Below are 20,399 nucleotides of genomic sequence, written 5' to 3'. Positions count from 1 at the left end.
CAGGCATGAACACATTTTTTAAAATCACCGCGCTTGCGGGCCTGCTGGCAATAGCAGGCCATGCTTTCGCTGTTGATGAAATAACCCGTGCAGATCAAATCCCCGTGCTGAAAGAAGAGCCGCAGCACGCGACGGTGAGCGAGCGCGTGACGTCGCGCTTTACCCGCTCTCACTACCGTCAGTTCGATCTCGACAACGCCTTCTCGGCAAAAATTTTTGACCGTTATCTGAACCTGCTGGACTACAGCCATAATGTGCTGCTGGCCAGCGATGTGGCGAAGTTCGCGGCGAAAAAAGACCAAATCGGCGACGAACTGCGCACCGGGAAACTGGATGTCTTCTACGACCTCTACAACCTGGCGCAGCAGCGCCGCTTCGAGCGCTATCAGTATGCTTTGAAGGTGCTGGAACGTCCAATGGACTTTACCGGCAACGACAATTTCAACCTTGACCGCTCCAAAGCGCCGTGGCCGAAAGACGAGGCCGAGCTGAACAAGCTGTGGGACGCCAAGGTTAAATTTGACCAGTTAAGCCTGAAGCTGGCGGGAAAAGACGATAAAGAGATCCGCGACACCTTAACCCGTCGCTACAAGTTCGCTATCCGTCGTCTGGCGCAAACCAACAGCGAGGATGTCTTCTCGCTGGCGATGACCGCCTTCGCCCGCGAAATCGACCCGCACACCAACTATCTGTCGCCGCGCAATACCGAGCAGTTCAACACCGAGATGAGTCTCTCACTCGAAGGGATCGGCGCTGTGCTGCAGATGGATGATGACTACACGGTGATTAATTCGCTGGTGGCCGGTGGTCCGGCTGCGAAGAGCAAAGCGATCAGCGTCGGCGACCGCATCGTCGGCGTCGGCCAGACCGGGAAGTCGATGGTCGATGTCATTGGCTGGCGTCTGGATGACGTCGTGGCGCTAATTAAAGGGCCGAAGGGCAGCAAGGTTCGCCTTGAGATCCTGCCGGCCGGCAAAGGGGCCAAGACGCGTATCGTCACCCTGACCCGCGAGCGCATCCGTTTGGAAGATCGCGCGGTGAAGATGTCGGTGAAAACCGTTGGTAAAGAAAAAGTCGGCGTGCTGGATATCCCGGGCTTTTACGTTGGCCTGACCGATGACGTGAAGGTGCAGCTGCAGAAGCTGGAAAAACAGAACGTCAGTAGCATCGTTATCGATCTGCGCAGCAACGGCGGCGGGGCGCTGACCGAAGCGGTATCGCTGTCGGGGCTGTTTATTCCGTCCGGCCCGGTGGTGCAGGTGCGGGATAACAATGGCAAGGTGCGCGAAGACAGCGATAACGATGGCGTAGTCTATTACAAAGGGCCGCTGGTGGTGCTGGTTGACCGCTTTAGCGCCTCGGCGTCTGAGATCTTTGCCGCCGCAATGCAGGATTATGGCCGCGCGCTGATCGTTGGCGAGCCGACCTTCGGTAAAGGTACCGTACAGCAGTATCGCTCGTTGAATCGTATCTACGATCAGATGCTGCGTCCGGACTGGCCGGCGTTAGGTTCCGTGCAGTACACCATCCAGAAGTTCTACCGCATTAACGGCGGCAGTACTCAGCGCAAAGGCGTTACGCCGGATATCATGATGCCAACCGGCAATGAAGATCGCGAAACCGGCGAGCAGTATGAAGACAACGCGCTGCCGTGGGATAGCATCAACGCGGCCACCTACGTGAAGTCCGGGGATCTGACCCCATTTGGACCGGAACTGCTCAAGCGCCACGACGAGCGTATTGCCCAGGATCCTGAGTTCCAGTACATCATGAAGGATATTGCCCGTTATAATGCGATGAAGGACAAACGTAACATCGTCTCTCTGAACTACGCTCAGCGTGAAAAAGAGAACGAAGAGGATGATGCGATTCGTCTGGCGCGGATTAACGATCGCCTGAAACGCGAAGGCAAACCGCCGCTGAAAAAACTGGACGATTTGCCGAAGGATTACCAGGAGCCGGATCCGTATCTTGATGAGACGGTCCATATCGCGGTAGACCTCGCCCATCTCGAAAAAGCGCGCCCGGCGGTGGAACCGCCGGCCAGCCAATAAGTCGCCAACGGGCACCCTGAGAGGTGCCCGTTTTTTTTATGCCCTTTGTCATCGCCATTCAGCTCATCTAACAAAATGTCAACCTGCTCTGCCGCTGTCAGCAAGATGCTACAAAATGTAAAGTTGTGTTTTTATCGTGACTTAGCGGGGGCTGATGGTTGAAAATTGCAGCCTGACCCATACGATGTGGGTAATCGCATAGTGCGTTTTGTTAAATTGAGGTAAAAAGAAAATTATGATGCGAATCGCGCTTTTCCTGCTGACGAACCTGGCAGTGATGGTCGTGTTCGGGCTGGTGTTAAGCCTCACGGGGATCCAATCCAGCAGCATGACCGGTCTGTTGATTATGGCCCTGCTGTTCGGCTTCGGTGGTTCTATCGTTTCGCTGATGATGTCGAAATGGATGGCGCTGAAGTCTGTGGGTGGGGAAGTGATCGAGCAGCCGCGCAACGAAACGGAACGCTGGCTGATGAACACCGTTGCGCAGCAGGCGCAGCAGGCGGGCATTGCCATGCCGCAGGTGGCTATCTATCACGCCCCTGACATCAACGCCTTCGCTACCGGTGCGCGTCGCGACGCCTCGCTGGTCGCTGTCAGTACCGGGCTGTTGCAAAACATGAGCCGTGATGAAGCGGAAGCGGTCATCGCCCATGAAATCAGCCACATCGCCAATGGCGATATGGTCACCATGACTCTGATTCAGGGGGTGGTGAACACCTTCGTTATCTTTATCTCCCGCGTTATCGCGCAGATTGCGGCCGGCTTCCTCGGCGGCAACCGGGAAGATGAAGGCGAGAGCAGCAATGGCAACCCGCTGATCTACTTCGCCGTCGCCACGGTGCTGGAGCTGGTGTTCGGTATTCTGGCCAGCATTATCACCATGTGGTTCTCTCGTTATCGCGAATTCCATGCTGATGCCGGCTCGGCGCGTCTGGTGGGCCGCGAGAAGATGATTGCCGCCCTGCAGCGCCTGAAAACCAGCTATGAGCCGCAGGAAGCCAGCAGCATGATGGCGTTCTGCATCAACGGTAAAGCGAAGTCCATGAGCGAGCTGTTTATGACCCACCCGCCGCTGGACAAGCGTATTGAAGCGCTGCGTAGCGGAGAATATCTGAAATAGTCCGTCAATCTGACGCTGAAAATAAAAATCCGCAGCCCGAAGGCTGCGGATTTTTTTTGTCCTTAATCGTCAGGCTGCGCGCGGCTGAGTGACGCGCAGACCGCTAATCAGCGCAGCGACGGTCGCCAGGATGCCGGCCAGCAGCAGGGCGGTGTGGGTGCCGCTGTTGCCGAGCAGGTTGAATAAAAGGGCCACCAGCGCGGCGCCGGTGCTCTGGCCGAGCAGGCGAGCGGTACCCAGCATGCCGCTGGCGCCGCCGCTGCGATGGCTCGGGGCCGAGGCGACAATGGTGTGGTTGTTTGGCGACTGGAACAGCCCGAAGCCGGCGCCGCACAGCGCCATACGCCAGATAATATCCAGATCGCTGGGCGACGCCGGAAGCAGCGCCAGGCCGAACAGGCCGCAGGCCATAACCAGCAGCCCAATGGCCCCCAGCAACCCCGCATGGCATTTTTCAATTAAATAACCGGCCAGCGGCGCCATCACCATCGTTGCCAGCGGCCACGGCGTCAGCAGCAGGCCGGTCTCCACTTCGCTGCGCCCGATCATTGTTTGCAGGAAGAAGGGCAGAGAGACCATCGCCAGCATTTGCGCACAGAAAGAGCAGATGGAGGTGCAAATAGAGAGGGAGAAGAGCGGGATGCGAAGCAGATCGACCGGCAGCAGCGGGACGGGCATCGTGAGCTGACGGCGAACGAAGAAAAAGCCCACCACCAGCATAGCGGCGACCTCCGCCAGCACCAGCTGAGTGGACTGGCCCTGGGCGAAACCGCTCAGGGCGGTGATCAACAGCCCGAAGGTCAGCGCGTTCATGATGGCGCTCGGCAAATCGAAGCGGACGATTTTGCTGCGCGCGCTGTTGGGCGGCAGAAAGCGCATCGCCAGAAGTAAGGCGACGATGCCGAGAGGCAGGTTAATTAAAAACAGCCATTGCCATGAGGCGAGGGAGAGGATCGCAGCGGCGATCGTCGGGCCTGCCGCCGAAGATACGGCGACGACAAAGGAGTTGATACCCATGCCGCGACCGAGAAAGCGTTGCGGATAAATCAGGCGGATCAAGGCGGTGTTAACGCTCATCAGCGCGGCGCCGCCCAGCCCCTGGGCGACGCGAGCGAAAGTCAGCATTTCGAGGCTGCGCGAGAGGGCGCAGGCTAGTGAGGTAAAGATAAACACCACCAGGCCTATCTTATAGATACGGCGATAGCCGACCATGTCGCCGAGGAAAGAGAGCGGTAGCAGGGCGATCACAATGGCGATTTGGTAGGCGTTAACAATCCAGATTGAAGCCGCCGGGGAGGCGTTAAGATCGCTGGCGATGGTCGGCAGCGCGACGTTGGCGATGGCCCCGTCGAGCACGGCCATGGTCAGCCCAAGCACAATGGTCAGAATGGCGCCATAGCGCTGCGGCAGCGGCACGCCATCGGAAGAGTTTTTATCCATGGTGAAAATGAGTCTTAAATGAAACGGTTTTTTGAATGATGAGTTTAGCATTGATTATTCCGCCGTATGTCGCAGATTTGTAACGAAGTGGCAGAAGAATGATTGCGGCGCAGAGGCGGCGAATTTATAATAAAAACCGGTTCTAAATTTTATAAAACAGTTACGACGAGGTGATAAATGGCAGGTGCAGATTTGGATAAACAGCCAGATTCTGTCTCTTCGGTATTGAAGGTTTTCGGCATCCTGCAGGCGCTGGGTGAAGAGCGTGAAATTGGCATTACCGAACTGTCCCAGCGCGTCATGATGTCGAAAAGCACCGTTTATCGCTTTTTACAGACCATGAAATCACTGGGCTATGTGGCGCAGGAGGGAGAGTCTGAGAAATACTCCCTCACGCTCAAACTGTTCGAGCTGGGGGCGCGCGCGCTGCAGAACGTCGACCTGGTGCGCAGCGCCGATATTCAGATGCGGGAACTCTCCCGACTGACGAAAGAGACGATCCATCTCGGCGCGCTGGATGAAGACAGTATTGTTTATATTCACAAGATTGATTCGATGTATAACCTGCGGATGTACTCTCGTATCGGCCGTCGCAATCCGCTGTACAGCACCGCGATTGGCAAGGTACTGCTGGCGTGGCGCGACCGCAGCGAAGTGGAGCAGATCCTTGACGGCGTGGAGTATAAACGCAGCACCGAGCGGACCATCACCAGTACCGCTGAGTTGCTGAAGGTGCTGGATGGCGTTCGCGAGCAGGGGTACGGCGAAGATAACGAAGAGCAGGAAGAGGGGCTACGCTGCATTGGGGTACCGGTATTCGACCGTTTCGGCGTAGTCATCGCCGGGTTGAGTATCTCTTTCCCGACCTTACGGTTCTCTGAAGAACGTTTGCATGAATATGTGGCGATGCTGCACCAGGCGGCGCGCAAGATTTCTGAGCAGATGGGCTACAACGACTACCCCTTCTGACCGCGCTGAAGCATTCGGCGACCGCGGCGCTATCGTCGCGGTCGCCGATTCGATATTAGCCGTTATCCACGACGGTTGCGCTTTTACGCAGCAGCGGGCAGCTGCTGACGCCGATCACGCCGCTATCGGAATGCACATAAAGTGCGGTACTGACCCCACGGGCGGTGAGATATTGACACTTCAGGCCCAGGCCGCCGACGTTTTCTTCACTGTGGAATAATACCCCGTAGCCGCTTAATAATACGCCAATCCATAAGATAGCCACGACCACAATAGTACGAATGATTAATCGCATTGATGCCTCATTATTTGTATGATCCTTGCCGTGATTTTGACACGAACACGTTTTGAAACAAGTCGATGATTCCTAAACTTGCCTTTCGTATTACAGTTAGCCGCGGTTTAAGAAGGCCGTGTTATCCTGGCGACATAAAGTACTGATGCGGAGAGTGGAGTGAAAAAATTACGGTGGGTTTTACTGATAGTCATCATAGCAGGCTGCCTGTTGCTGTGGACTCAGATGCTTAACGTAATGTGCGACCAGGATGTTCAGTTTTTCAGCGGCATTTGCACTATCAATAAATTTATCCCGTGGTAAGACATTTTTCTGACGACTGATTTCCTTCTGCGCCGCGGGTGGTAGAATGAACGCCTTCTCTTTGAGGTGGTGAAATGAGTGAGTTACTAAATCCTGGGATCTTAAATCTGGCATCGCTGGCCGTGTCTGTGGCGCTGCTGCTTGTCGGTCTGTTGTTATGGTTCTTCGTCAACCGCGCCAGCTCGCGGGCGAATGAGCAGATAGAACTGCTGCAGGCTCTGCTGGATCAGCAAAAGCGGCAGAATGCGCTGCTACGTCGCCTGTGCGAAGCCAGTGCGCCGGAAAAAGAGGACGTGGTCGAGCCGACCGTCGCCGGTAAGGCGAAAGGGGAGGATGAGTTTATCCGCCTGGTGGCAGAGCGCTAAGTACCTCGACAGGTGTGCATCATATGATGCGCACCTGCATGATAGCGGTCGGTAATATCTTATTCTTATTCCATTATTCCTTTCTCAATGCACTATCCTCTTTTATACACGCTGTAAATAAAGTGATCCCCGCCGCGTTTATTGTCGGATAACGTGACGCTGTCATCTTTTTTTCATTATTAAGGTGCAGAATTAGCACTATTTTTAGCGAGACGACTGAAAGGATTTATTATCACTACACTGGCCTGGCTTTAGCGATTTTTCGTCTGGGGTTATAACGAATTTTGCGCATCAATATTCATCATGGCTCGTCAGTCGCCCGTATACTGGCAGTTCGTATACGGACATACCTGGACGAAGCGAAGTTGTTGAGCTATGGTAAAAAAGTTGCAGTTACAAGGCAGCGCTCCGGCGTTATTGATAAACGCCATAGCGCCTTGCCAGGGGCGGCAAAGACGCATAAATGTGCAGGCGATCAAAGGATTACCTTATAATTTGTGCGAACGATCGAGACACGTTTAAAAATGGCTTGCCATTATTTACGTAGTGTGTGATAACACCTTTCGGGTTAAACGAGGTACAGTTCTGTTTATGTGTGGCATTTTCAGTAAAGAAGTCCTGAGTAAACACGTTGTCGTTGAATACCGCTTCTCTGCCGAACCTTAAATTAGTGCCTCATGCAGTTATGTGTCAGTTTTATCTATGTAAACGCCAGCAGGCGAAGAAAACAGTCTAAGGAATTTTGCAAATGGCAAAGATTAAAGGTCAAGTTAAGTGGTTCAACGAGTCTAAAGGTTTTGGTTTCATTACTCCGGCTGATGGCAGCAAAGACGTGTTCGTACACTTCTCCGCTATCCAGGGTAACGGCTTCAAAACTCTGGCTGAAGGCCAGAACGTTGAGTTCGAAATTCAGGACGGCCAGAAAGGTCCGGCTGCAGTTAACGTAACTGCTATCTGATACAAGACCACTCTTCTTGTATAAAAGCCTCGCCTGTGCGGGGCTTTTGCGTTTTTATTGCAAAGCATGTCATTTTTCCCCCTCTCGTCGCGTCTTGTTGCAAATACTCAACTTTATTAGCATTGTGTAGCAGTCTGTTTTGCTAATTTTCTGTTAAATCAGTTGGTTGCAAAACAATGCCGGAGCTATGGTGCTAAACAAAAAAATGAAGTCCGCCGCCAGCTTTACCCCGATTCGCTTCGGGTTACTCTGTGTGGCCATACTCGGTTGTCTGGGACTGCTATTGGCCCGCGTGGGCTGGCTGCAGATTGTTTCCCCCGATAATCTGGTAAAACAAGAGGATATGCGTTCTCTGCGCGAAGAGCCCGTTGCGGTTGAGCGGGGGATGATCACCGACCGGGAAGGACGACCGCTGGCGGTGAGCGTTCCGGTTAGCGCGATCTGGATCGATCCGCAGACCACCATGGAGAAAGGCGGCGTCGGCTACGGGCCTCGATGGCAGGCGATGGCCGAAGCGCTGCATCTCAACCTCGGGGAACTGGCCCAGCGGGTACAGAGCCATCCTCACGCCCGCTTTCTCTATCTGGCGCGGCAGATCAATCCCGAGCAGGCGGAGTGGATTGATAAACTGCATCTGCCTGGCGTCTACCTGCGTGATGAATCGCGGCGTTTCTATCCGGCAGGCCACGTGGCTGCCAATCTGCTGGGCTTTACCAATGTCGATAATCAGGGCATCGAAGGGGTGGAGAAAAGCTTCAACGCCCAGTTGACCGGTAAACCCGGGCGACGTCTGGTGCGTAAAGATAAACATGGCAATGTGATTGAGAATATTACCGAAGTACCGCCGGTGCCGGCGCATAATCTGCAGTTGAGTATCGATGAGCGCCTGCAGACGGTAACGGAAGATGCCCTCGACAACGCTGTTCGCTGGAATAAAGCCGAGTCAGGGGCAGCGGTGCTGATCAAAATCGATACCGGCGAGATCCTGGCGATGGCCAGCTATCCCGACTTCAATCCAAACAATCGCGATGCCGCAACGCTGGATGATTTTCGCAATCGGGCCATCAGCGATACCTTCGAGCCGGGGTCGACCGTCAAACCGCTGGTGATCATGACCGCGCTGCAGCAGGGGATTGTCCAGCCGGACAGCGTTGTGGACACCCATCCGTTTGTCCTTGACGGCCACCGTATCCGCGATGTCGGCTATTATCCGGAGCTGAGCCTGACCGGGATCCTGCAGAAATCCAGCGATACCGGCGTGTCGCATCTCTCGCTGGCCATGCCGGTGCAGCATCTGATTGACACCTATACGGCTTTCGGTTTCGGCGAGCCGACGGGGCTGGGGTTGACCGGGGAAAGCGCCGGGCTGATGCCGCATCGTCGCTACTGGGGGCAACTGGATCGCGCCACCTTCGCTTTCGGCTATGGTTTGATGGTGACCCCGCTCCAGCTGGCGCACGTTTATGCCACCATCGGCGGCTTCGGCATTGAACGACCGTTGTCGATCACCCGCATCGACCCGCCAGTGATTGGCACGCGCGTAATGCCGGAGAATATTGTCCACAGCGTGGAGCATATGATGGAGAGCGTGGCGCTCCCGGGCGGAGGCGGCACCAAGGCGGCGGTGCGCGACTACCGGGTGGCGGTAAAAACGGGGACGGCGAAGAAGATCGGTCCGGACGGCAAATATATTGATAAATATGTGGCCTATACCGCCGGCGTGGCGCCCGCCAGCCGTCCGCAGTTCGCGCTGGTGGTAGTGATGAACGATCCCAGCAATGGCTCGTATTACGGCGGGGCCGTTTCCGCTCCGGTATTCAGCCAGATTATGGGCGACGTCCTGCGGCTGGAGAACGTCATGCCGGACGGTATGCCGCAAGGCGCGGAGAATCTGATCGTCATGCACGACAGCCACCCGCTGGCGCCGGCGCTGTAACAGTGGTCTGCAAGGGCGAATAGCGCTACACTTTCGCCCTTTCAGCGACACCGGAGCCGTCATGTCATACAGTTGCCCCCTTTGCCACGCGCCGCTCAGCCGTAGCGACAACCACTATTCCTGCCCGCAGCGGCACCAGTTCGATCTGGCGAAAGAGGGGTACGTCAATCTGCTACCGGTGCAGTTCAAACGGTCGCGCGATCCCGGCGACAGCGCTGAGATGATGCAGGCCCGTCGGGCGTTCCTCGACGCCGGGCATTATCAGCCGCTGCGGGACGCTATCGCTGAGCGATTGCGGCACGCTGCCCCTCAGGCGTTACTGGATATCGGCTGTGGCGAAGGATATTACACCCACGCGTTTGCCGCCATCGCCAGCCGCAGCTGGGGGCTGGACGTGTCGAAGCCGGCAATCCGCGCGGCGGCAAAACGCTATCCGCAGGTGAATTTTTGCGTCGCCTCCAGCCAGCGTCTGCCGTTCTCCGATAACAGCTTCGATGCGGTAGTGCGCATTTACGCCCCCTGCAACGCCGGTGAGCTGGCGCGAGTGGTGCGGCCTGGCGGGTGGGTGATCACCGCCACGCCGGGACCCCGCCATTTGCTGGAACTGAAAGGGCTGATTTACGATGAGATCCGCCTGCATGAGCTGAAGACGGAAGCGATGCCGGGGTTCCGCCTGGATGCGCAGCAGCAGCTGGCTTATCCGATGACCCTGACGGGCAGTGAAGCGCAGGCCCTGCTGCAGATGACGCCGTTCGCGTGGCGGGCCAACGCCGACGTGCATGACGCGCTGCGTCAGCAGGCAACCTTTGGCTGCCAGACCGATTTTATGATCCATTGCTGGCAGCGCGAGGAGTAAAGCTTAACCGGCGAAATGGCTCCAGAGGATTTCGCTGCCGATGCCAATCAGCACGATACCGCCGAGAATTTCGGCCCGTTTGCCCAGCAGCGGGCCGATAAAGCGACCTACCATGATCCCCAGCGTCGACATGATAAAGGTGGCGCAGCCGATCGCCAGCGCGGTGGTGACAATGCTGACCTGCAGGAAGGCCAGACCGACGCCGACCGCCATGGCGTCAAGGCTGGTGGCGAAGGCGGTGGTGACCAGCAGCCAGAAGCCATGCCGGCGAGGCGCCTCGCACGCCTCGTCGCTGTCGCCGCGAAACCCCTCGATGATCATCCGCCCGCCGAGAAACACCAGCAGAATAAAGGCAATCCAGTGGTTCCATTCGAGAACAAACTGGCTGGCCAGCATGCCCAGTCCCCAGCCGACCAGCGGCGTCAGGGTTTCAATGGCGCCAAAAATCAGCCCGGTGCGTACAGCTTCTGAGAATTTGGGTTTATGCAGGGTGGCGCCTTTGCCAATAGAGGCCGCGAAGGCGTCCATAGACATGCCGAAAGCGAGAAGAAGGGTTGCGGATAAATTCATGTGCCTGTCCTGACCGGGGATAATCCATATGACACATCGCTGCCCCCAGTAAATATACGCGGAGCCGCTCAATGGCTGAGCAATACGTACAGCAGTGATGTATCTATGGTCTCGCCTGATTGAATCACTTCAACCCGTACGTGCCACGTTTTGCAACGAGTATGTTGACACGTACATTTCCTGGCGGGCAGGAAATCGGCTACTCCCCAACGACGGGCGCAACCTTAACATATTTTTAGAATATAAAACAATAACAGAAGAGGGCTATTTTAATAACCAAATGATAACGATTTTCATTTGAATTTATAAGTAAATAAATAGTTAATGAAAAACAGAAGAGCAGGTGGGGAAATATAGCCATGGCTATATAATCCCCCAGACGAAATCGGAAAAAACATAGCGCTGGCTATATTTATAACTCATTGAGTTGAAACAAGAAGTTTGTATATCTTCTCCAGATCGTCGATATTTCGTACGCGAATCAGCAGCCGCCGTTGCTCTAATTGCATCACCAGCACGCCGTCTTCGGATAAATTCATCTCTTTAATTCGCTGATATTCTATCCACACGTTGGCGAAGAAAAAGCCGCGCGGTTTGAAAATGATTTTCGGCGTACGGATCCAGAATAAATAGAGTCCCATCAGCGCCAGCGCAGACAATAGCCAGGTGGTGATCGGGGTGCCGTGCTGGGTGATGTTGTTATAGATTAGAATGGCGATGAGGCCGACAAAGATCAGGCCGTCAACGCGGCTGCGGCGAAGCAGGGGAATGGCCAGCAGCACCGGGCCGTTGCGCCTCGGCATAATAAACTGGTCATACACCGCGTAGGCCAGTAGCGCAAGGATGAACAGGATGATCACCAGGTCCGTGAATGTCATTGCTTTGCGTTCCTCCTGATAAAAAAAAGCCGGGGGCTAGCCCCCGGCGTACAACCTGGAAATTACAGACCCAGCAGGCCGACAGCGTAGCCTGCGATACCGATGACGAAGAAGCCAACGATGATCCACAGCGGGTTAACTTTCTTACGCAGCAGCCACATACAGGCGAAGGTCAGCAGCAGCGGTACCAGGCCCGGCATCAGCTGGTCGAGGATCGTCTGCACCGTGGTGACATGAACCTGTCCGTCAGAGCCGGTGATTTTTGACACCACCATCGGAATGTTCACGTGCGTCCACTTGTTAACCAGCGCCCCCATGACAAACAGGCCGAGGATTGACGCCCCTTCAGTCAGTTTCTGCAGGAAGCCGCCGCCCATATCTTTCACGATGTCCACGCCTTTGCGGTAGCCGTAGGCGACGCCATAGTAGCGGGTCAGCAGTCGCACCGCGTTGAACAGGATAAAGAACAGCAGAGGGCCGAGCAGGCTTCCGCTCATCGCGATCCCGGCGCCTAAGGCCGCGAACACCGGACGCACAGTGCCCCAGAAGATTGGGTCGCCGACACCGGCCAGCGGCCCCATCAGACCGACTTTGATGCCGTTGATAGCGCCATCGTCAATCTCTGCGCCATTGGCGCGCTGCTCTTCCATCGCCAGCGTTACGCCCAGTACCGGAGCGGCAACGTAAGGATGGGTATTGAAGAACTCAAGGTGACGCTTAATCGCCTGCTTACGCGCATCGTTATTCTCCGGGTACAGACGACGAATCGCCGGAACCATAGAGAAGCAGAAGCCCAGCGCCTGCATACGTTCGAAGTTCCATGAACCCTGGAACAGGTTAGAACGAATGAACACGCCACGAATATCACTCTGAGTGAGTTTTTTCTCGGTGGTATTTTTAGTCATATCAACCATTTCGCTCACCTGTTAGTCCAGTTCGTTATCGAGATCGTTGTTACCAGCCGCCTGAGCCGGGGCACCGGCGACGCGGTTATATTTCGGGCTCAGCTGGATGTAGAGGATTGCCATGACCGCGCCAATCACGCCCAGGGCCACCAGGTTGAAGTTGGTGAAGGCGGCGGTGACGAAGCCGAGGTAGAAGAACGGCATCAGGTAGCCCGCGCGCATCATATTGATGACCATCGCGTAACCAACCACCACGATCATGCCGCCGGCAATGTTCAGGCCGCTGGTGACCACTTCAGGGATTGCGTTCAGCAGACCCTGGACTTCGCTGGTACCGACGGAAATGGCCACGATGACGGCCGGGATAGCGATACGCATCGCTTGCAGGAACAGGGACGAGACGTGCAGCCACGATAGGGCGGTCAGGTTGCCATTCTCCGCCGCTTTATCCGCCGCGTGCTGGAAGGCTACGGTGATAGTACGCACGATGATGGTCAGCACCTGGCCTGCAGCCGCCAGCGGGATAGCCAGCGCGATGCCGGCGCCGATGCTCTGATGGCCGGCAATAACCAGAACGGTGGAAATAATGGACGCCAGCGCGGCATCAGGGGCAACCGCCGCACCGATGTTCATCCAGCCCAGGGCGATCATTTCCAGCGTACCGCCGATAATAATACCGGTTTTCATATCGCCGAGAACGGCGCCGATCAGCGTACAGGCGACCAGAGGACGGTGGAACTGAAATTCATCAAGCACCGACTCCATACCCGCAATACACGCGACGATGAACACCAGCACAATCTGAAGAAGGGTAATCTCCATTGTACTTCTCCTGTTGATTAAGTCTTAAAGTGAAAACTGGGGCGCGATCGTCCGGGTTATTTATCGACCTTGGCGATCAGATCCATCATTTTCAGTTTCGGGTCGGTGGACACTTTACGTGCCTCCAGCTCGATACCGCGTGCGTTCAGCTTGTTAAACGCCTCAATATCTTTGGCATCGACCGAAATCGCGTTGTTAACCTGGGTTTTGCCCTGGCGGAACGCCATACCGCCGATGTTGACGCTGGTGATTTTCACGCCGCCCTCGACGACGCGCTCAACGTCGGTCGGGTTAGTAAACAGCAGCATGACGCGCTGTCCGGCGTACATCGGGTTGTTGTAGACGCGGATCATTTTGGCGACGTCCACCACGTGGGCGGTGACGCCCGGCGGCGCAACCTGGGTCAACAGGGTTTTGCGCACGGTATCTGCGGCGACTTCGTCGCTGACGACGATGATGCGGGTGACGTTGGTCTCTTTGGTCCAACGGGTGGCGACCTGACCATGGATCAGGCGATCGTCGATACGCGCGAGGCCAATCACCATGTAGTCATTCGGACCCATCGGTTTGGCCGGTGCTGCGGCTTTAGGCGCCGCGGCTGGAGCGGGCGCAGGGGCCGCTTTTTCCACCGGTTTGGCCTTCAGCGCTTTCACGCCTTCGCTGCCGGTCTCTACCGCTAAGGCGACCAGCTCATCAAAGGAAGGATCGTCATCGCGGGCCATGAAGGTTTCCACCAGCATCGGGATGTTGACGCCGGCGATAACTTCGTAGTGCTCTTTATCGACGACAATGCGGCTCGCAGCGTTGAACGGGCTGCCTCCCCATGTATCGACGAGAAACAGCACGCCTTTACTGGTATCCAGTTTTGCCAACTGGGCATTGTATTTCTCGATCAGCGTTTCGGCGTTTTCACCCGGAACGAAATCGATCCAGCCAACGTTTTCCTGCTCGCCCAACAGCATCTCTGCTGTTTTCAGCAGCTGTTCTGCAGCCCAACCATGTGTGCCTATTACAATAGCAATCGTCACTTGCTACCTCCTTTATTATCGTGAATGCATCATCTGCTTTGATACATCCTGAATCACTCTTGAGGACAAAATCGATTCAGTTAGGGTGTAAGATAGAAAATAGTTACTACCGCGAATTATTTTAGACAGTGAAAAAATAATTAATGTGATGAAGATCCGTTAATCAGGCATCGCCTGCTAATAATTTTGCAGCGCAAAAAATAGCCTTAGTTATTGCAAATTCAGGTAAATCTTTTCCAATTTCGCTCTATATTTTGCTATGTTTAACTTCCGTTTAATTACTCAGGAGTATAGGGCATAGCCCGCAGTATGGACCGTCATCGACGTCTTTTCACTTTCTGGCACCTGGTTGCCACCTCCACGCATCACGCTTATCTTTCAGCATCTATTGTCGCGTCCGTGCATGACATGGCGATGACTGACCTTGCCGCTAACCGGAGTCGCACATGGAATTGTTAATGGATCCCTCAGTCTGGGCCGGCCTGTTGACGCTTATCGTTCTGGAAATTGTGCTCGGTATTGATAACCTGGTGTTTATTGCCATCCTGGCGGACAAACTGCCGCCGAAGCAGCGTGATAAAGCGCGACTGATCGGCCTGTCGCTGGCGCTGGTGATGCGCCTGGGGCTGCTGTCGGTGATCTCCTGGATGGTGACGCTGACGAAGCCGCTGATTACTATCGCCGATTTCTCCTTTTCCGGGCGTGACCTCATCATGCTGCTTGGCGGGATCTTCTTGCTGTTCAAGGCGACAACTGAGCTGCATGAACGGCTGGAAAACCGCCAGCACGATGCCGGTCACGGGAAAGGCTATGCCAGTTTCTGGGTGGTGGTACTGCAGATCGTAGTGCTGGATGCCGTCTTCTCACTGGACGCGGTGATCACCGCGGTCGGGATGGTGAACCATCTGCCGGTGATGATGGCAGCGGTCGTGATCGCGATGATCATGATGCTGCTGGCCTCCAAGCCGTTGACGCGCTTTGTCAACCAGCACCCGACGGTGGTGGTGCTCTGTCTGAGCTTCCTGTTGATGATCGGCCTGAGTCTGGTGGCGGAAGGGTTTGGCTTCCATATTCCGAAAGGGTACCTTTACGCGGCGATCGGTTTCTCGATCATCATTGAGTTCTTTAACCAGGTGGCGCGCCGCAACTTTGTACGTCACCAGTCGACGTTGCCGCTGCGCGCCCGTACCGCGGATGCGATCTTGCGTCTGATGGGCGGCCGTAATAAACAGGCCTCCGTCAACCACGACGCTGACAGCCCGGCGTCGGTGCCGGTACCGGAGGGCGCCTTTGCGGAAGAAGAGCGCTACATGATTAACGGCGTGCTGACGCTGGCTCAGCGCTCTCTGCGCAGCATCATGACCCCGCGCGGGGAAATCAGCTGGGTGGACGCTGAGCAGAGTGAAGATGAAATTCGCCGTCAGCTGCTTTCGTCGCCGCACAGTCTGTTCCCGGTCTGCCGCGGAGAACTGGACGAAATCATTGGCATCGTGCGGGCGAAAGAGATGCTGGTGGCCCTGGAGTCGGGCGAAAACGTCGCGGCGCTAGCCTCCGCCTCTCCGGCGATTGTGGTGCCTGAAACGCTGGACCCGATCAATCTGCTCGGCGTCCTGCGTCGCGCGCGCGGCAGTTTCGTCATCGTGACCAATGAATTTGGCGTGGTGCAGGGGCTGGTGACGCCACTGGACGTCCTGGAAGCGATCGCCGGTGAATTCCCGGACGCCGATGAGACGCCGGAGATCGTTATCGATGGCGACGGCTGGCTTATTAAGGGGTCGACCGACCTGCATGCGCTGCAGCAGGCGCTGGGGCTGGATCCGCTGATCAATGACGATGAGGATATTGCCACCGTTGCCGGTCTGGTGATCTCCGCCAATGGCCATATCCCGCGCATTGGCGACGTGGTGTCGCTGCCGCCGCTGCATTTCACCGTGGTGGAAGCGAATGACTACCGGGTCGATCTGGTTCGCGCGGTGGTCACCCGTCCGCCGAGCGACGAAGAAGAGTAATCGTCCTGCGCGCCGGTCCCCGTGGGGGCCGGCGAGTTATTCTGTTGCCTCTCGACTGGCCAGCCACGCCGGGAATGCCTCCACCGGCATCGGCCGGGCATAATAAAACCCCTGTAGCACATCGACACCGTGGTCTCTGAGGTAGCTTTCCTGTTCCTGCGTCTCCACCCCTTCGGCAACGGTAATAATATTCAGCCGGTTGGCGAGGGCGATAATGATATCGGTCACCGTGGCATTGACGCTGTCTATCCCCACCGAGCTGGTAAACGAACGGTCAATCTTCAGCACGTCCGGGCGCAGTGTTTCCAGCCACGACAGGGAGCTGTTGCCGGTGCCAAAGTCATCGATCGCCAGCTGGACGCCTTTCTGGTGCAGATCTTCGGCCATGTGCTGGTCGCCATCCTGCAGGACATCGCGTTCGGTCAACTCGACCACCAGCTGCTGTACCGGGTTCATGCTGAACCAGTAATTATGCAGGTCATGCAGCAGTAAGCCGTTGGCAAAGTGGCGGGCAGCGACGTTAATCGCGATATGAAACTGGCGGTCGCGGGGAAAAGCATCCAGACGGCGGGCGGTTTCGGCAATCACATAGCGGGTGAGGGGGATGATCAGATTGTCCCCTTCGGCGATGGGAATAAACACCTCCGGCGAAATCGCACCGCGGCGGGGGTTGTTCCAGCGCAGCAGGATCTCCACCCCGCAGCAGCGGCCGCTGCGCGCATCCTGCAGCGGCTGGCACCAGAGAGCAAACTCCCGGGCGGAAATACCGAGGCTTATCTCCCGCGAGAAGCTCATTCTGCCGGCGGTGGCCAGCCAGGCGATGCCGGTCATCAACAGGCTGAAGATCAGCGCCAGCGGCAGCTCGCCGGGCAGCTCCTCAAGCGCAATCGCCGAGGCGCCAGGGCCATTGATATTGACGATAAACGGAAACTCGGTAGAGCGCTGGCGATAAATCACCGTTCCCGGCGGGGTATGCGCTTTCTCGAGAAGCCCATGGCTGCTGCTAAAATAACGATCGCCAACCTGCAGGCTGACGTCGCTTATCAGGGATGATTTTTCGTTGAGAATTAAGGTCCCCAGCAGCTCGATATTGACAATCAGCATCACGCCGTCCACGCCTCTCTCCGAGGCTGGATACCACTGTATCAGCACCGGTGAGCCTTTGAGCAAGGAGCTGTCGTTCGAAAAGAGCAGCAGAGGACGGGGTGCAGGAAGCGCAGGCTGCAGGCGATGTAAATCCGCCTGTCGCGGCCCAAAAATACTCGAACAGTAAACGATACCTGACGTCACGAGCGCGACGGAACGAACGGTCTGCAACGAGGCCGCGATTTTACGCAGCGACAAATGGATATCCGGGCAGGGGTGACCCACCAGAGGAAGCAGGGTGGGTCGCTGCGCGCTCAGCGGACGCAGGATGTTATCCAGCGCCGCCACCCGTTGGCTGGCGGCCATGCGAATATAGCCTTCATTTTCGCTACGCTGCGAAATAAATCGGATAGCTAAGGTGGCGCCCAGGGTCACCAGGGCTACCAGCAGGCAGACAATAATGCGTTTGCGACGATAGGCCGTAATGACTTTTTGTGCAGTCTGCATGTGCGACACCCTGTCGACAGGACGAGTGGTTAAGCGTGGCTTATTTAATAGAGCAATTGTAGTGGCAGAATATCGTCAGGTATAGAAAAAAGAAATGCGCCACAGAGGGCGCATCAGGAAGGCAGGGGGCTTTCAGTTCCCCTCGCTTCACGCCTGCGCACCGGGAGGGGGCAGGCGTAAGCCAACACTTTAGTCACACTGAACTTTAATCGCCAGTCCGCCGCGCGAAGTTTCGCGGTACTTGGCGTTCATGTCTTTGCCGGTTTCGTACATGGTCTCGATCACTTTATCGAGCGAGACGCGCGGTTCGCTGGTGCGGCGCATTGCCATCCGCGCGGCGTTGATCGCTTTCACGGAGGCGATGGCGTTACGTTCAATGCACGGCACCTGTACCTGGCCGGCGACCGGGTCGCAGGTCAGTCCGAGGTTATGTTCCATGCCGATCTCCGCCGCCACGCAGACCTGTTCCGGGCTGGCGCCGAGCAGTTCGGCCAGACCCGCCGCCGCCATCGAGCAGGCGACGCCTACTTCGCCCTGACAGCCGACTTCGGCGCCGGAAATGGAGGCATTCATCTTGTACAGCGCGCCGATCGCACCGCAGGCCATAAAGTAGCGGATATAGATCTCCGGGCTGACGGATTCGATAAAGTGATCGTAATAAGCGAGTACCGCCGGAACGATGCCGCAGGCGCCGTTGGTCGGCGCGGTCACCACGCGACCGCCGGCGGCGTTCTCTTCATTGACCGCCAGCGCGAACATGTTGACCCAGTCAACGACGTTCATCGGATCGCTGGAGAGCTTATCGCTGGCCACCAGCAGACGACGCAGCGCCGACGCGCGACGCGGTACGCGCAGCGGGCCAGGCAGCACGCCTTCGGTGTTCATGCCGCGGTCGATACAGGCGCGCATGGTTTGCCAGACATTAGCGAAATAGTCCTCGATCTCTTTTTTGCTGTGCAGCGCCAGCTCGTTCTGCATCACCATCCCGGAGAGCGACAAGCCGGTCTCTTTGCAGTAGGCCAGCATTTCCTGCGCCGATTTAAACGGGTAGGGCACCTGCAGTTCGTTGGCGTTCTCTTTGCCGAAGTGCTCTTCATCGACGATAAAGCCGCCGCCAATCGAGTAATAGGTCTTGCAGTAGATCTCTTTCTCGCCGGCCCAGGCATGAATGGTCATGCCGTTTTCGTGCAGCGGCAGATTGTCGCTGCGAAAACGCATGCCGTCATCCGCCGGGAAGTCGACTTCGTGCTGACCGTTGGCCAGCAGCAGACGGCCGCGTGTCTCGACGTCACGGATAAATGCCGGTATCGCGTCTATATCGACCGTATCGGGCTGATTGCCCGCCAGTCCCATGATAATGGCGATGTCCGTATGGTGGCCTTTGCCGGTTAATGACAGCGAACCGTAGACGTCAACCGCCACGCGGGTCACTGCATTAAGCAATCCTTTTTCGACCAGGTCATCGACGAACTGTTTACCGGCCTTCATCGGGCCAACAGTGTGGGAAGATGAGGGACCAATCCCCACCTTGAACATGTCGAATAGACTAATCACGATAATACTCCTGACAGGGTTACCGCGGGTGCGGTAACGATGTAATAACTGCGCATAGTGTAAGAGGGAAGCGCCCTGTCAGTTCAACTATTCACATGAATTAAACTAATGGATAACCGCGATTTTACTAATAGTGAGAGCGCCCTCTCATAATCAGTATAGCTAAGGGCGCGCGCCTATCTGCAGCGCCAGCTCGCGAATGATCCCGGCAGTCATTCCCCAGACAAAATAATGCTGGTACCAGGAGAGCCAGACGCGGTGGTCGTTGCCCCGGCGGTGGATATCGAGCGGATGGTAGCGCCCGAGGCGCAGGGCTTCGGCGAGCGGCATTTCAAATACCGCGGAGACCTCGTCCTGGCTGGCGTGATAGTGCAGATCCGGTGGAATAATGCCCACCACCGGCGTCACCTGGAAGCCGGTGACACTGTCCACCGGCGGCAGAACGCCAATCACCTCAACCTTCTCTGGCGGGATCGCCACCTCTTCCTGGGCTTCGCGCAGAGCGGCGGCGATAAGCGTCGCATCGGTATTATCTACCGCCCCACCGGGAAAGGCGACCTGGCCGGCGTGCTTGCGCAGCAACGGCGAACGCTGGGTCAACAGCAGGCCAGGCTGCGGCCGGCGTACGATCGGTACCAGCACCGCCGCCTGCCGCTGGTTTAGCGCCTGTGGCGAAGGCTGTGGACGCAGCAGCTGAAAGCGGGACAGAAAGTCATCCAGATTGAGGGCGCGGTCCGCCATGGT

19 protein-coding genes and 1 pseudogene are annotated in these 20,399 nt (G+C 56.5%); 10 read left to right on the top strand and 10 right to left on the bottom strand.

Annotated features, from left to right (window positions below; translation table 11 throughout):
- Positions 1–5: 5 nt before the first annotated feature.
- Complete coding sequence (gene prc, locus ACQUTI_RS04675; protein WP_004203373.1) at positions 6–2,054, top strand: carboxy terminal-processing peptidase; 2,049 nt, start codon at positions 6–8, stop codon at positions 2,052–2,054.
- 235 nt (positions 2,055–2,289) lie between these two features.
- Positions 2,290–3,174, top strand: coding sequence for a protease HtpX (htpX, locus tag ACQUTI_RS04670; protein WP_004203371.1), 885 nt, complete (start codon positions 2,290–2,292; stop codon positions 3,172–3,174).
- A 69-nt stretch (positions 3,175–3,243) separates the two neighbouring features.
- Here htpX and ACQUTI_RS04665 read toward each other — a convergent pair whose 3' ends face one another.
- The gene (locus ACQUTI_RS04665; RefSeq protein ID WP_080838157.1) at positions 3,244–4,614 is read right to left on the bottom strand and encodes an MFS transporter; all 1,371 of its coding nucleotides are present in this window, start codon (positions 4,612–4,614) and stop codon (positions 3,244–3,246) included.
- Between the two features lie 177 nt (positions 4,615–4,791).
- On the opposite strand from ACQUTI_RS04665, the gene kdgR reads away from it, so the two are divergent.
- On the top strand, positions 4,792–5,583 hold the full coding sequence (gene kdgR / locus ACQUTI_RS04660; protein WP_004203369.1) for a DNA-binding transcriptional regulator KdgR: 792 nt from the start codon (positions 4,792–4,794) through the stop codon (positions 5,581–5,583).
- A gap of 55 nt (positions 5,584–5,638) precedes the next feature.
- Here the strand turns inward: kdgR and ACQUTI_RS04655 are convergent, their stop codons facing one another.
- Positions 5,639–5,878 carry a YobH family protein gene (locus tag ACQUTI_RS04655; RefSeq protein WP_004203368.1) on the bottom strand — a complete coding sequence of 80 codons (240 nt, stop codon included), beginning with the start codon at positions 5,876–5,878 and terminating at the stop codon, positions 5,639–5,641.
- 159 nt (positions 5,879–6,037) lie between these two features.
- On the opposite strand from ACQUTI_RS04655, the gene mgrB reads away from it, so the two are divergent.
- The 6 genes and pseudogenes from mgrB (at position 6,038) to rlmA (ending at position 10,296) form a co-directional block, all read left to right on the top strand.
- Complete coding sequence (mgrB, locus tag ACQUTI_RS04650) at positions 6,038–6,181, top strand: PhoP/PhoQ regulator MgrB (RefSeq protein ID WP_002911375.1); 144 nt, start codon at positions 6,038–6,040, stop codon at positions 6,179–6,181.
- A gap of 74 nt (positions 6,182–6,255) precedes the next feature.
- The gene (locus ACQUTI_RS04645; protein WP_004203366.1) at positions 6,256–6,546 is read left to right on the top strand and encodes a YebO family protein; all 291 of its coding nucleotides are present in this window, start codon (positions 6,256–6,258) and stop codon (positions 6,544–6,546) included.
- 591 nt (positions 6,547–7,137) lie between these two features.
- Positions 7,138–7,209 (top strand): annotated as a pseudogene (locus ACQUTI_RS04640) (DUF2627 domain-containing protein); the annotation flags it as partial.
- A gap of 85 nt (positions 7,210–7,294) precedes the next feature.
- Positions 7,295–7,504, top strand: coding sequence for a transcription antiterminator/RNA stability regulator CspE (gene cspE, locus ACQUTI_RS04635; protein WP_001062678.1), 210 nt, complete (start codon positions 7,295–7,297; stop codon positions 7,502–7,504).
- 187 nt (positions 7,505–7,691) lie between these two features.
- Positions 7,692–9,440, top strand: coding sequence for a peptidoglycan glycosyltransferase FtsI (gene ftsI, locus ACQUTI_RS04630; RefSeq protein ID WP_004203364.1), 1,749 nt, complete (start codon positions 7,692–7,694; stop codon positions 9,438–9,440).
- A gap of 61 nt (positions 9,441–9,501) precedes the next feature.
- Entirely contained in the window at positions 9,502–10,296 is a 795-nt protein-coding gene (gene rlmA / locus ACQUTI_RS04625; RefSeq protein WP_004203363.1) for a 23S rRNA (guanine(745)-N(1))-methyltransferase, read from the top strand.
- A 3-nt stretch (positions 10,297–10,299) separates the two neighbouring features.
- Here the strand turns inward: rlmA and mntP are convergent, their stop codons facing one another.
- From mntP to manX, 5 genes are all read right to left on the bottom strand, one after another.
- The gene (mntP, locus tag ACQUTI_RS04620; RefSeq protein WP_017900206.1) at positions 10,300–10,866 is read right to left on the bottom strand and encodes a manganese efflux pump MntP; all 567 of its coding nucleotides are present in this window, start codon (positions 10,864–10,866) and stop codon (positions 10,300–10,302) included.
- A gap of 419 nt (positions 10,867–11,285) precedes the next feature.
- Positions 11,286–11,744, bottom strand: a complete 459-nt coding sequence (locus tag ACQUTI_RS04615; RefSeq protein WP_004203361.1) for a DUF986 family protein — start codon at positions 11,742–11,744, stop codon at positions 11,286–11,288.
- A 62-nt stretch (positions 11,745–11,806) separates the two neighbouring features.
- Positions 11,807–12,658 (bottom strand): PTS mannose transporter subunit IID, encoded by an 852-nt coding sequence (locus tag ACQUTI_RS04610; protein ID WP_004145526.1) that lies wholly within the window; start codon positions 12,656–12,658, stop codon positions 11,807–11,809.
- Between the two features lie 12 nt (positions 12,659–12,670).
- A complete protein-coding gene (locus ACQUTI_RS04605; protein WP_004203359.1) occupies positions 12,671–13,471 on the bottom strand; it encodes a PTS mannose/fructose/sorbose transporter subunit IIC in 801 nt (266 codons plus the stop codon).
- A gap of 56 nt (positions 13,472–13,527) precedes the next feature.
- Entirely contained in the window at positions 13,528–14,499 is a 972-nt protein-coding gene (gene manX / locus ACQUTI_RS04600) for a PTS mannose transporter subunit IIAB (RefSeq protein ID WP_004203357.1), read from the bottom strand.
- A 446-nt stretch (positions 14,500–14,945) separates the two neighbouring features.
- On the opposite strand from manX, the gene yoaE reads away from it, so the two are divergent.
- Positions 14,946–16,508, top strand: a complete 1,563-nt coding sequence (yoaE, locus tag ACQUTI_RS04595) for a CNNM family cation transport protein YoaE (RefSeq protein WP_428923212.1) — start codon at positions 14,946–14,948, stop codon at positions 16,506–16,508.
- A gap of 36 nt (positions 16,509–16,544) precedes the next feature.
- On the opposite strand, the gene ACQUTI_RS04590 is transcribed toward yoaE, so the two are convergent.
- The 3 genes from ACQUTI_RS04590 to ACQUTI_RS04580 all read right to left on the bottom strand — a co-directional run bounded on the left by ACQUTI_RS04590 (position 16,545) and on the right by ACQUTI_RS04580 (position 20,396).
- Positions 16,545–18,101 (bottom strand): EAL domain-containing protein, encoded by a 1,557-nt coding sequence (locus ACQUTI_RS04590; RefSeq protein WP_064149731.1) that lies wholly within the window; start codon positions 18,099–18,101, stop codon positions 16,545–16,547.
- Positions 18,102–18,290: 189 nt separating this feature from the next.
- Positions 18,291–19,655, bottom strand: a complete 1,365-nt coding sequence (gene sdaA / locus ACQUTI_RS04585; protein WP_004203344.1) for an L-serine ammonia-lyase — start codon at positions 19,653–19,655, stop codon at positions 18,291–18,293.
- 162 nt (positions 19,656–19,817) lie between these two features.
- A complete protein-coding gene (locus tag ACQUTI_RS04580) occupies positions 19,818–20,396 on the bottom strand; it encodes a CoA pyrophosphatase (protein WP_004203342.1) in 579 nt (192 codons plus the stop codon).
- Positions 20,397–20,399 lie beyond the last annotated feature (3 nt).

Origin of the sequence: Klebsiella sp. 7-CIP_Kleb. (genome assembly GCF_050378655.1) — a bacterium.
GTDB classification, from domain to species: domain Bacteria; phylum Pseudomonadota; class Gammaproteobacteria; order Enterobacterales; family Enterobacteriaceae; genus Klebsiella; species Klebsiella quasipneumoniae.
Note: the sequence above shows the minus strand (reverse complement) of the source record. Positions and strands in the feature narration are given on the sequence as shown.

Bases quoted from the DNA above. Each gene is read 5' to 3' on its own strand.
- ACQUTI_RS04580 (WP_004203342.1), bottom strand. From the start codon at position 20,396: ATGGCGGACCGCGCCCTCAATCTGGATGACTTTCTGTCCCGCTTTCAG.
- ACQUTI_RS04610 (WP_004145526.1), bottom strand. From the start codon at position 12,658: ATGGTTGATATGACTAAAAATACCACCGAGAAAAAACTCACTCAGAGT.
- mntP (WP_017900206.1), bottom strand. From the start codon at position 10,866: ATGAATTTATCCGCAACCCTTCTTCTCGCTTTCGGCATGTCTATGGAC.
- ACQUTI_RS04605 (WP_004203359.1), bottom strand. From the start codon at position 13,471: ATGGAGATTACCCTTCTTCAGATTGTGCTGGTGTTCATCGTCGCGTGT.
- ACQUTI_RS04665 (WP_080838157.1), bottom strand. From the start codon at position 4,614: ATGGATAAAAACTCTTCCGATGGCGTGCCGCTGCCGCAGCGCTATGGC.
- ACQUTI_RS04655 (WP_004203368.1), bottom strand. From the start codon at position 5,878: ATGCGATTAATCATTCGTACTATTGTGGTCGTGGCTATCTTATGGATT.
- yoaE (WP_428923212.1), top strand. From the start codon at position 14,946: ATGGAATTGTTAATGGATCCCTCAGTCTGGGCCGGCCTGTTGACGCTT.
- ftsI (WP_004203364.1), top strand. From the start codon at position 7,692: ATGGTGCTAAACAAAAAAATGAAGTCCGCCGCCAGCTTTACCCCGATT.
- ACQUTI_RS04615 (WP_004203361.1), bottom strand. From the start codon at position 11,744: ATGACATTCACGGACCTGGTGATCATCCTGTTCATCCTTGCGCTACTG.
- prc (WP_004203373.1), top strand. From the start codon at position 6: ATGAACACATTTTTTAAAATCACCGCGCTTGCGGGCCTGCTGGCAATA.
- rlmA (WP_004203363.1), top strand. From the start codon at position 9,502: ATGTCATACAGTTGCCCCCTTTGCCACGCGCCGCTCAGCCGTAGCGAC.
- kdgR (WP_004203369.1), top strand. From the start codon at position 4,792: ATGGCAGGTGCAGATTTGGATAAACAGCCAGATTCTGTCTCTTCGGTA.
- ACQUTI_RS04590 (WP_064149731.1), bottom strand. From the start codon at position 18,101: ATGCAGACTGCACAAAAAGTCATTACGGCCTATCGTCGCAAACGCATT.
- ACQUTI_RS04645 (WP_004203366.1), top strand. From the start codon at position 6,256: ATGAGTGAGTTACTAAATCCTGGGATCTTAAATCTGGCATCGCTGGCC.
- cspE (WP_001062678.1), top strand. From the start codon at position 7,295: ATGGCAAAGATTAAAGGTCAAGTTAAGTGGTTCAACGAGTCTAAAGGT.
- htpX (WP_004203371.1), top strand. From the start codon at position 2,290: ATGATGCGAATCGCGCTTTTCCTGCTGACGAACCTGGCAGTGATGGTC.